The sequence below is a fragment of the Clostridium sp. NSJ-49 genome (assembly GCF_014287725.1).
Taxonomy (GTDB): Bacteria; Bacillota; Clostridia; order Clostridiales; family Clostridiaceae; genus Clostridium; species Clostridium disporicum_B.
In genome coordinates this window covers 69,411-80,361 of the sequence record NZ_JACOOP010000012.1, presented here as the reverse complement: position 1 = coordinate 80,361, position 10,951 = coordinate 69,411, and the positions used below count along the sequence as shown (strand labels likewise).

Annotated in this window: 7 protein-coding genes; 6 read left to right on the top strand and 1 reads right to left on the bottom strand. The window is 29.2% G+C overall.

What is annotated here, in order from left to right; translation table 11 throughout:
* The first annotated feature begins 806 nt into the window (after positions 1 to 806).
* The 4 genes from H8S10_RS06335 to H8S10_RS06320 all read left to right on the top strand — a co-directional run bounded on the left by H8S10_RS06335 (position 807) and on the right by H8S10_RS06320 (position 4,228).
* Entirely contained in the window at positions 807 to 1,145 is a 339-nt protein-coding gene (locus H8S10_RS06335; protein WP_186838319.1) for a winged helix-turn-helix domain-containing protein, read from the top strand.
* 199 nt (positions 1,146 to 1,344) lie between these two features.
* A complete protein-coding gene (locus H8S10_RS06330) occupies positions 1,345 to 1,875 on the top strand; it encodes a hypothetical protein (protein WP_055265436.1) in 531 nt (176 codons plus the stop codon).
* 22 nt (positions 1,876 to 1,897) lie between these two features.
* Positions 1,898 to 2,839: a helix-turn-helix domain-containing protein gene (locus H8S10_RS06325; RefSeq protein ID WP_186838318.1), complete on the top strand. Its 942-nt coding sequence runs from the start codon at positions 1,898 to 1,900 to the stop codon at positions 2,837 to 2,839.
* A 66-nt stretch (positions 2,840 to 2,905) separates the two neighbouring features.
* Positions 2,906 to 4,228, top strand: a complete 1,323-nt coding sequence (locus H8S10_RS06320; protein ID WP_186838317.1) for a DnaB-like helicase C-terminal domain-containing protein — start codon at positions 2,906 to 2,908, stop codon at positions 4,226 to 4,228.
* A gap of 360 nt (positions 4,229 to 4,588) precedes the next feature.
* Here the strand turns inward: H8S10_RS06320 and H8S10_RS17980 are convergent, their stop codons facing one another.
* Positions 4,589 to 4,741, bottom strand: a complete 153-nt coding sequence (locus H8S10_RS17980; RefSeq protein ID WP_207731843.1) for a hypothetical protein — start codon at positions 4,739 to 4,741, stop codon at positions 4,589 to 4,591.
* A 611-nt stretch (positions 4,742 to 5,352) separates the two neighbouring features.
* Here H8S10_RS17980 and H8S10_RS06310 point away from each other — a divergent pair.
* Together H8S10_RS06310 and H8S10_RS18350 are read left to right on the top strand one after the other, a co-directional pair.
* A complete protein-coding gene (locus H8S10_RS06310; RefSeq protein ID WP_055265428.1) occupies positions 5,353 to 5,742 on the top strand; it encodes a DUF3592 domain-containing protein in 390 nt (129 codons plus the stop codon).
* 18 nt (positions 5,743 to 5,760) lie between these two features.
* A complete protein-coding gene (locus H8S10_RS18350; protein ID WP_186838316.1) occupies positions 5,761 to 10,941 on the top strand; it encodes an Ig-like domain-containing protein in 5,181 nt (1,726 codons plus the stop codon).
* Positions 10,942 to 10,951 lie beyond the last annotated feature (10 nt).

The following is a 10,951-nucleotide window of genomic DNA, read 5'->3' as shown; positions in this document are numbered from 1 at the left end:
TATTAAGAAGAATTAAATATGGACAAATTATATTAAAAAATATAATTTAGATTTATGTAAAAATAATATAAGAATTAATATATATATATAATTTTACTACATAAAGCGTTAGAAAAATATAGATAAAATTCGACAAATAGATTAATTAAGTAAAATAAAAAATTACAAAAATATGAAGTAATACATAGATATTAATAAATAAATTTAATAGTAATTGATTTATTAAAATAAAGAAAAAAATAGAAATTTTACTTAAAAAATATGTCATTGAATAAATGAAAAATATTGATATAATCTTTGTTGGTGGGGAAATTAAATTTTAAAGTAACTCTTATTATATGAATTTAGAATTATTTAAGATGTAAGATACCGGATAAAAATACATTGCAAAAGTTTAAGGGAAGAACTTTTGTAGTAGTAATTATTCTATTTTTAGGAAGAGTAATTATTAAGTGTAATAACTATCAGTAAATAAATTTTGTGTTATTTACTGATAGTTATTTTTTGCAGAAAAATATATATGAAATAAGATATGTAATAATTTGAAAAATACTAATTATGAATCAGAAGAAATAGTATTAGATTAATTTTATAGGCATATTTTAAGAGATAAGTTTTATGTATAATCATAAGATTTATTTCTTTTATTATAAAAATGTATAAAAATTATAAATTAAGACTTGTAGAACTCATGTTCATGGTGTATTCTATATATATAGTAATAAATATACATATAAAAAGTTAAGTTCTTTTAAATATTTAGCTAAGGGTAAAGAAGAAAAGTTGAATTATGAGGTGGTTTTAAGATGGTAGTTGAGAGAGTTGATGAAAGCATTATAGAAGATGAGGTATGGAAATATAAAAATGTAAAAATTGATTTTTCCACTTATACGTTTTGGGTAGACGATATAGGTGATGAATTGACTCATTTGAATATTGAGTTATTAAAGCTATTTTTATCATCAAGAGGAAAGGTATTAACTAGAGAAATTATTAAAGAGAGAATTTGGGGAGAAGAACGTTTAATTAATGATAGAAATGTAGATTTTCAAGTATGGCTTTTAAGGAAGAAGCTAGGTTTAAGTAAATCAGAACTTATATCAATAAGGTCCGTAGGATATAAATTAAATTTAAGAGTCCAATAAGTGGCTAATTATAAGTCTTGTGCATGATGCATAGGGCTTTTTTATTTTCTAAATAAATAAGCAAATTTTATACAAATATCTAGCAAATAAAACAAATAAAATAAATATAGAACAAATATTCAATAAATTTTCAGCAAATAATTGGTTGTTAAAATAATTATAGAGTCAAAAATTAAATATGAAAGGAAGTTTAATTATTATGAAATGTGATTTTGGAATTAAGTTAAAGGAAGAGCTTATTGGAGGATTATCTACAAGTAAGGCTGCTTTGGAGATGGAGCTTATAAGTGAGGATAAATATAATATATTTTATGATCGAGTTTCAAGGAAGAGTGGTTTTTCTGATTATGTTGAAAAGGCATCAGATGTAGCTTGTGCACAGATTTGTTGCCTTGTTGGAATTGAGATGGAAAAGGGGGATGGATATAAAGAAGGCAAAATCATATTAAATCCAACAGACAAGAATGGAAATAGGTTTTGTGATGTTATTATGGTGAGTAAGAAGAATATACATGCTATGAAGATAGTGTCTATGGAGTGTGATTTTATTGAAGTTGATGAATATGAAGAGATGATGGAAATTGCATATAAAGCTGTAGATGAATACTTATGTGAGACAAGCTCTAATTCTATAGATTTAACAGTAATACAGCCCAATTTACTTACGTCATCAAGTGGTACAGCTAATGTTGATGATGTATTAGATGCATTTGACAAGCTGTTATTTTAATAAGGGGGATAGTTAAATATATATGAGTAGTAATGGTTTTACAAGAGTGAGCAATATGATTTTAAATGACAGTGATTTAAATATTTATGAGAAGTATTTTATAATTGCTCTTAAAAGTTTTGATTATAAAAATATTGGAGAAGTCTATCCAACTTATGAATCTTTAATGGCTTTGTTTGGAACTAAGAATAGAAATACTATAGCTAGTCTTATCAAATCTCTTAAGGAGAAAAATTATATTATAACAATGAAGAAGAATAGAGCTAATTGTTATAAGTTTATTAAGGATTATTTATCTGGTGAGGTAAAAAATAATGACATAATAACTAATAATCTATCTAGTACTAGTGAGATAAATAGTAACGAATGTGATACTGGTGGTGTTGATTTAAATGCCACTAGTAACTCAAGTGATACTAGTAATAGTAACAGAAGTGATACTACTGAAGTTAAGTTAAATACCAGTAGTAACTCAAGCGATACTAGTAATAGTAACGTAAGTGATACTAGTAATAGTAACAGAAGTGATACTACTGAAGTTAAGTTAAATACCAGTAGTAACTTAAGTGATACTAGAAGTAGTAACTCAAGTGATACGAGTAGTAGTATCACAACCGATACTCTAATAAAACAATATAAAAACAAAAAAGAAATATATATAAGGATTTTTGATAAATGGAATGAGAAGAACATCAGCAATGAATTAACCTTAACTAAAAATATAGCAAGTTGTATTGAAAGTGTATTAAGGGTATTTACCATAGAGCAGATATTGCAGGCTATAGATAATTATGCAGAGGTTTATCATAGTAAGTTTTATTATGATTACCTATGGGATTTAAAAAGCTTTTTGATAAAGCCCAATGGAATTTATAAGTTTACCTATGAAGGGCACCTTTGGAAAAGTTATTTAAATACCTCCAAGGAAAAAGTTAAAATAAAAGCGTCAGAATATATCGATTAATTTTCAAAAACTGGACCTTCTGGGTCCAAATAATTGGACACAGAAGGTCCAGAGGGAGAGGATATTGTGTTAACTAGTCAGCATATTGAGCTAGAGCAAAGTATTTTAGGGACTATGTTTGTAAATCCAGGATTGATACCTAAAGCTAATGAAAATATAAAAAAGTATATGTTTCAGGTTGAGAATCACAGCATGATTTATGAAGGAATTATAAAGATGGCTGATGATAAAAAGGAGATTGATTTAATTAACTTCTTAGAAAATTATAAGGAGATAATTAAGCTGATGGGTGGAGTTAGCTATGTTAGTGAAGTTTATAGCTGTAGCTCAACTGATGTTGCTTTTGAGACAAAGCTAGAGCTATTGATTAAAGCTTATAAAAAGAGGATTGTACTTAATTTGTGTTCTCATGTAAGTGATGAGATGACTATTGAAGATATGGAAAATAAGTTGAGCAACACTTTAATTAATTTGTATAATTGTACTCTTAAAAAAGATTTAAATATTGAAGATATTTATGATAATTATTTAAAAAATTTATATGAGATTAATAAGGATATGGGAGTTAAAAGTGGATTAACTAAGATTGATGATATCTTGGGGAATTTTAGAAGGGGGAGACTTATTACTGTATTTGCTAGAAGTGGAGTTGGTAAAAGTATTTTTTCAATACAAGTAGCTAAGAATATGGCACTTAGTGGACATAATGTAATTTATGGTAGTGCAGAGATGAGTGAAGATGAAGTATTAAATAGAATGGCTGCCAGTCAATTTAATATTGATAATAATAGGTTTGAAAAAGATCTACTTACAGATGAAGAGAAGGATAAGGTTTCTGAATTTTGTTCTAAGCTTCTAAGTAATATGCTTTATATAAGTACTGAAACTAGTATAGATAAATTCATTAATGAAATAAAGGTGTACAAGCTTAAAAATAACCTAGATATCATCTTTCTTGATTATATAAACAAGTATGTAGATCCAAGTTCCTCTGCTAAACTTACAGAGAAATTAGGGGAGATAACATCAAGGCTTAAGACACTTGCTATAGAAGAAAATATATGTGTAGTTTTAGTAGCTCAAGCTAATAGAAGTGTTGATAGAAATAATGGTGAAGTCTATGAAATACTAACGGAAGCGGATATTCAAGACAGCGCAAGAATTGAGCAAGATAGCGATCAAATAATAGGTCTTTACAGAGATAAGAGATTTGATGATAGGGCATATAAAGACAATAAGTTCCGTGAAGGGAAAGTAGATTACGATTCAAAAGATGCAAAAGAAAATCCTAACTGCATAAATGCTATAATACTAAAAAATAGACATGGTGGAAGAGGGATTAAAGCTTTAAGATGGGACGGAAATATTTGCAAAATAAGCAATATGTAAATGTAAAATGATATTTTTATTAACTTATGATTAAAGCTGGACTTTTGATGGTAATAATATTAATGATGAAGACATTAGAGATGTAAATTTAAGTGTTAGTAATGTATCAGAATATGAAAATAAAATATTAGAGATTGATGAAAATGCAGTTATTATAGATTTTGCTCATAATGGAAGTCTTCCAGGAAAAGCAGAAGTTAAAGCATATATAGGATATAAATCTCCTTTATCCAATAAAGAAGTTACATTATATTATTATAATAAAGAAACTGGAAAACCTGAAAAAATAAAAGAATCATTATATATTGAGTATGTATATGGGGATGAATATGTAACTTTTGAGATTGATCATTGTAGTACTTACTTTATTTCTGATAAAGATAACTTAGACCAGGAAGTAGTAGTAATAGAACCAGAAGAACCAATAGTTCCTGTACAACCAGTAGAGCCATCAGAATCAGAGAATGATAAAATTGTTACAGTAAGACCATCAGAAACTAATAACGGAAGCAATTATGATAAGGGTAAATTACCTGAAACAGGTGGAGTTAATAGCAATATAACAATAATGTTAGCAATGACTTTAGTATTAGCAGGAGTTGTAATTTTAAATAAAAAAGAATACTTTCAGAAGCAATAGATTAGGTTAATATAAGATTTTTTGTTTCTAATATTTTAATACATTGAAAGGCTGATGCAAATGCACAGCCTTTTTATAATATTAAAGATATTTATAATATAAATTTTAATAGAAAGCCCTTCTAGAAGTTATTACTTAAATTTATTTTTAAAATTTAATAAGCAGTATATAAGAAAAGACGAAAAAACTTATGATAGACAATTAAGATAAAAAAGTTATTGAAATTTTTAATATTATACGTATTTATTATTATGATACTTTTGGTTTGCAATAAGTTTGAGATGTTTTAAGAGATAATCAAAATACCTTAGGAATGCATTTATATTGTTAATGCACTTCTAAGGTATTTTTTATAGATAGAACACATATTAGAAATTTGTTAAAAAATGATGAACAAAATTTTTGAATATTATGTTATACACATTAGAGAAAATGAATATGTTAAGTAATGGAGATATTACTAGGAAGGAAAGGAGGGAAAAGTATGTTAAGATCATTACCATTCTTTGCATTTGGAATTATGTTAATTGTTATGTGTATAGCTTTATTTAAGAAATTTTTCTACGTGTTACTTAATTGCGGTAAAACTAAAGCTACTGTAGTGGGTATTCAGAGATATATTGGAGACAGAAATAATAATAATTATATATTAAAGTATGTGGCGGAAGGTAGTGAATACACTATTGTACATGATATTGGAAGTGTGCGTATATATGAAAAACATATAGGGAAGCAATTAACTATATTGTATAGAAGAGATAATCCAAAGCAAATTATTCTTTTAGAGAATTTTATGCTTTATATAATGGGGCTATTCTTTGGTTGTGTGGGTGTATGGTTAATGATTATGGGAATTGGATTCCTAGTAAGCTGATAGTTTAATGGTTTTGGGGTGAAAGAATTAATTGGGAAGCTTAGAAAACATAAAGCATTGATAGCGGCTTTGATGACGATTTTTATGATAAGTAATTTTACATTCAGTAATGCTAGAGCTGAGGTATATGATGGTGAAGGTGGAGCCAATGTAGAACAGCAGGAGGAATTACTTGATAACAATGAAGCTTTAGTAGAAGATGAGAATAGCAATGAAGAAATATCTCAAGATAATGAGATAAGTAATGATGAAGAAATAAGCAATGAAGAAGATAGTAAAGATGATGGAGAAAAGGAAGAAGAAACAGTTGAAGAGGATGATGATATAAATAATGACGGAACTGATTCTTCAATAAGTTCATCTGATAAACCTAGTGAAGGATATACATTAATCAAAAGTGAGTATATAGAGTATGATACACCAACAACATTTAGTGTTGAAGAGAGTAAACGTGTATTGTTAATTGAAGATAACCTTCCTTGGCATATAAATACAAACCAAGTTGTTTTATCTGGAATAACTGAGTATGATCTTGTTAGTACAGAGGATTTTTTAAGCGTAGATTTGTCTAAGTATGGAGTTGTTGTATTTGCAAATGACCAGTCTTTTCAAATGTATGAAAATTATAAAAACTTTAAGGAATACTTAGAAAAGTTTGCGAGTATTGGTGGGGTAATAGTTTTTGGTGCCTGTGATTCAGGATGGGCTGAAGGTGTATTATCAGAAGCTTTGCCAGGTGAGGTTAAAAAAACAAATAATAATTCTTTTAGGAATTATGTTGCAGATAATAATCATCCAATTGTAACTGGTGAGTTAACTGATAATCAAGTTCTTTTAGATGAAGACTTATATGAGAACTGGGCAAGCCATGTAAGCTTTAATCAAAGCTCTTTACCTGCTGGTTCTAAGATTATATTAACTAATGAAGATGGTAATCCAACTTTAGTTGAATATCCACTTGGAAAAGGAAGGGTAATAGCTTCTGGATTAACTTGGGAGTATAACTATGTACATGGTGGAGAACAGCATCCTAATGGTGGCAATAGAGGTCAATTTGCTAAAAAGGCAATGGATGATTTGTTCACTTATGCAATACGTGTAAGTAAAATAGATGTTACGGACATAGAACCATTAAAGGAGTACTGGATAAATAATTGTGAACACAATATTTTTGTTGGAGATAAGGACGGATTTGCAGCTATTAAAGATGCAGAGGTTAAGATTAATGGACAAACTGTAAAAACAGATAAAAATGGTATAGCAACTTTTGTTGGAATATCTGGGGAATGTACTGTTGAAGTAACAGCAGAGGGATATAAAAGATCAAAATTTATATATAATGTAAATCCAGGTACTTTAAGAGCTTTTTATCTAGATAAGGTTAGCAATAATGGAACTCCTTATATAACAATGGTATTATCTAAAAATAGTGGAACCGATTTATTACATGAAAGAGAATACTTCTTTGATGGATCAGAAATAGAATGCTCTATTAAGTTAGATGGTGAATGGAATGGAGCTACTCCAGGAAAATATATTATATATCAAGAAGATCAGTCTATATCTACTGAAACTGGAGTAATTGATTTTGCACCAGGTAAGACATTTGATGCAGGTAAAAAAATATATGTAATTATGGTTAGTGCTGACGGCAAGGTTAAGTCTAAACCAAGAGAGATATTACTTACAGTTAATGATAAGTCTAAATGGGACATAGAGTCTGACGATGCTTTATTTACTTTATTTAAGGATAATGGTTTTAAGATTGAGAGCGGTTTACCTATTATCGCGGGGTCAACAATTAAATTATCTTTAGATTTTATACCATTTACAGTTATTCAAGAAGAGAATAAGGTAAAAATTGCTTTTGGTATAGAACCAGGTAATGGTGTAGAAAAGTGGTATGACGATTTAAAAGATAAGGTTGATGATCTTAAGGAAACTAAGGATAGAATTAAAAAATTAAAGGAAGTAATGAAGACTTTTGGAGCAAAAAGCGGTGGCTTTACTTTGAAAAAAGGATTTTCTGAACCAGAGTTTAACCTTATTGGATATGCAGAAGGAGTTGTTGATGATGATGGAAATCTAACAAAGGTTAAGGGATCTTTAGTAGGAGATGCTGGAATTGAGTATAAATATAATCAGCAATTTGTTGTAGGACCTGTGCCTGTATATTTTGAAATTGGTGGCGGAGGTAAGGTTGAGCTTGCTTCTGGTGTTAGCAAAGTAACTGTAGAGCCACAAAATCTAGTTTTAGATTTAGCATTAACTATAACACCTAAATTTACTATTGGTGGTGGAGCTGGAATTAATGGGGCTATTTCAGTTGGAGCTGAAGGTAATGTTGAGTTACCATTAAAGATAGATTTTACAAATGAGCATTTTGGTGGTCAACTTATAGGGTCTGCTAAGCTAAAAGCATCTTTAATGTTTGTATTTACTGCTGAAACACCATCTATAAAAGGAACATGGGTAGTAGTAGATAATTATTATGGACGTAAGAAAATATTAGAAGGAAATCCATCGGCAGCAGTTTATAATTCAGAGAATTTTGTTAAGCTTGATAGAAGTTATTTAGAGAAGGATGGAGCAGTAAGTCTAAATGATATATCTGATGAAAATTTATTAGTATTAGAAAATGTATTGCTACCTAGTAGTTCTCAAAATATTGAAACTATTGGGGATAAGCAGATAGCAGTATATCAAGTAGATGATCCTAATAGAAATGATAATAACAGAACTAAATTAGTTTACTCTGTATGTGAAGAAGGGGTATGGAGTGAAGCTAAGGATGTATGGAATAATGGAGCTCCTGATTTTGATGCTGTTTTAAAAGCTTATAATGATGAATTATATTTAGTATGGCAAAAGGCAGCTAAAGAATTGCCTAATGATGGAGATGATTTAGAAAATCAAATTAATAAAGCATTGGAATTATCTGAAATAGCATTTGCTAGATGGGATAATAATACAAATAGTTTTGTTGATTTTAAATATTTAACTAATAATGAAAGACTTGATATGTCTCCTTCTATAGCTATAGATAATGATGAAATTTATGTATCTTGGGTAAGTAGCGATAGTAATATTTTTGAAGATTCAATAGATAATGAAATAGTATATACATCAAGTAAAAAGAACAATGTATGGTCAAAGTCAGAGGTTCTTGTTGATGTTAATAGCAATATTTCAAGCATTGATAGTTCAATAGTTAATAATAAGCTAAATGTTGCATATGGTGTAGATACTGATAATAACATTTCTACTTATGATGATATTGAAATAATGATAGCTACTGATGATAATATTACTCAGATTACAAGTAATGAAGCTGCTGAATTTAATCCAACTTTCTATGATGGAAAATTATACTGGTACTCAAATAATGATCTAATGAGTTATGATTTTGCAAAAAAGACTATTTTAGCAGAAGGTATAAAATATATTACTCAAAACTATAATATCATAAATCATGATGGTAGAGAAATTGTAATATGGCTTGATTCTGTAACTGAAGAGTTAGATTCAATAAGAGCAAGTGTAAGACAAGATGATGGATGGAGCAAACCAGTAAAGGTATATGAAGCTACAGAGGCTATAACAAATTATGATGGATGTGTAAGTGATGATGGAAAGTGGAATATAATTATGAACCTTGTAAACGAAAGTGATGAAGATGAAATTCATAAGTTAGTAGCTTATATTGATGGATTTAATAATGATATATCTTTAGAGGCTGTTAACTGTGATGAAACTATTAGAGATGGAGTTAATCAGCCAATCGATATACTTGTAAAGAATAATGGATTAAAGGATATAACTAACTTTAAGCTTGCAGTGTATGATACATCAAACGTACTTATAAGTGAAAAGAATGTTGAATGTAATATAGCTGTTGGTGAAAGCACAGAAATATCTGATATTGTTAATGTAGGAGATATTACTGGTAAAAAAGATTTAGTTATAAAGGTTGAGGCTGAAGGTGAAAAGAATTTAGATGATAATTCAAGAGAAACAACTATAGGATATACTGATGTTAAAGTTAAAGTAAAAACTTATGAAATAGGAGATCAAATTATTATTGATGCAACTGTATCTAATGCTAGTGCTATTCCTGCAAATGCAGCTATAAGTATAATTGAAGATAGAGAAGATGGAATAGTGTTAGATATGAAGAATATTGGCTTAATTACTAGTGAAGAAGATTATTTATATAGATATTCAGTAGATAAAAATAATATCAATTATAATGGAGAGAGATATAAATCTTACTACATTAAGGTAGATTGTCTTGAAGAGGAAAGAATCAAAGCAAATAATGTAGAGTCAGTAGTTATTGATTCTAAAGAATTTGAATCTTATGATGGAGAACCAGGACCAGATATTACAATCATTAAAGCAACAGGTGTTGAAATAACTCCAAGTAAGGATATAACTTTAAATTTAGCAGATTCTAAGACATATAAACTAGAAGCCAATGTTTATCCAGAGAATGCTAGTAATAAAGGTGTTATATGGCAATGTGCCGATAATAAAGTAGCTATAGTTGATCAAAATGGAAATGTTGAGGCTAAAGGACCTGGAACAACAGAGATTAAGGTTATAACTCGTGATGGCGAATTTACAGATATTTGTAAGGTGACCGTAGTTGAATCAGAAAATAATGAGCCAGGTGGAGATAATAACAATCCAGGTGAGGGTAATACAGATCCAGATACACCAGGTGGAGATAATAACAAACCAGGTGAGGGTAATACAGAGCCTGATACACCAGGTGGAGATAATAACAAACCAGGTGAGGGTAATACAGATCCAGATACACCAGGTGGGGATAATAACAAACCAGGTAGTGGTGATACGGAAACTGATACACCAAGTGGAGATAATAGCAAGCCAGGTAGTGGGGATACAGAAACTGATACACCAGGTGGAGATAATAACAATCCAGGTGAGGGTAATACAGATCCTGATACACCAGGTGGAGATAATAACGAGCAAGGTGATGATAACACTATAATTGTAAAACCAGGTGAAAATAACAATAATTCTTCTAATAATCAAAATGGAAGTAATAATCAAAATAATGAAAGTAACAGTATACCAACTACAGGACAGGAGAGTTATATGTGGTTAATAGCGATTATACTTATAGCGGTAGGTGCTGGATTAACAGTATATAAGAAAAAGAAGAAAATATAATTAGAGGTAT

Bases quoted from the DNA above. Each gene is read 5' to 3' on its own strand.
- H8S10_RS06325 (WP_186838318.1), top strand. From the start codon at position 1,898: ATGAGTAGTAATGGTTTTACAAGAGTGAGCAATATGATTTTAAATGAC.
- H8S10_RS06310 (WP_055265428.1), top strand. From the start codon at position 5,353: ATGTTAAGATCATTACCATTCTTTGCATTTGGAATTATGTTAATTGTT.
- H8S10_RS06335 (WP_186838319.1), top strand. From the start codon at position 807: ATGGTAGTTGAGAGAGTTGATGAAAGCATTATAGAAGATGAGGTATGG.
- H8S10_RS06330 (WP_055265436.1), top strand. From the start codon at position 1,345: ATGAAATGTGATTTTGGAATTAAGTTAAAGGAAGAGCTTATTGGAGGA.